This window comes from Citrobacter sp. wls711 (assembly GCF_005281055.1).
GTDB lineage: Bacteria > Pseudomonadota > Gammaproteobacteria > Enterobacterales > Enterobacteriaceae > Citrobacter > Citrobacter gillenii.
Genome location: NZ_SZXC01000047.1, coordinates 1 through 677, shown reverse-complemented (window position 1 = coordinate 677; position 677 = coordinate 1). Strand labels below are relative to the sequence as shown.

Sequence of the window (677 nt, the reverse complement as noted above, 5' to 3'; positions counted from 1 at the left end):
ACCAAGAACAAAGAGCAGCAACGCGATCCGGAGATGCATCAGACCAAGAAAGGCAATCAGTGGCACTTTGGCATGAAGGCCCACATTGGTGTCGATGCCAAGAGTGGCCTGACCCACAGCCTGGTCACCACCGCGGCCAACGAGCATGACCTCAATCAGCCGGGTAATCTGCTTCATGGAGAGGAGCAATTTGTCTCAGCCGATGCCGGCTACCAAGGAGCGCCACAGCGCGAGGAGCTGGCCGAGGTGGATGTGGACTGGCTGATCGCCGAGCGTCCCGGCAAGGTAAAAACCTTGAAGCAGCATCCGCGCAAGAACAAAACGGCCATCAACATCGAATACATGAAAGCCAGCATCCGTGCCAGGGTGGAGCACCCGTTTCGCATCATCAAGCGGCAGTTCGGCTTCGTGAAAGCCAGATACAAGGGGCTGCTGAAAAACGATAACCAACTGGCGATGTTATTCACCCTGGCCAACCTGTTTCGGGTGGACCAAATGATACGTCAGTGGGAGAGATCTCAGTAAAAACCGGAAATAACGCCAGAAATGGTGGAAAAAATAGCCTAAATAGGCTGATTCGATGTGTTTGCGGGAAAAAAATCGGCCCAGATCCGCGAAATTTTAATCAGCGAGTCAGCTTGGGAAGAAATGACCTGCTTATTCGCACCTTCCCTAAG

At 52.9% G+C, this 677-nt stretch carries 2 pseudogenes; both read left to right on the top strand.

Features of this window, described 5'->3' with window-relative positions:
* A pseudogene (locus tag FDW98_RS14400) lies at window positions 1-525 on the top strand (IS5-like element ISKpn26 family transposase); the annotation flags it as partial.
* Window positions 507-677 (top strand): annotated as a pseudogene (locus FDW98_RS23835) (EAL domain-containing protein); the annotation flags it as partial. The pseudogenes FDW98_RS14400 and FDW98_RS23835, both read left to right, overlap by 19 nt.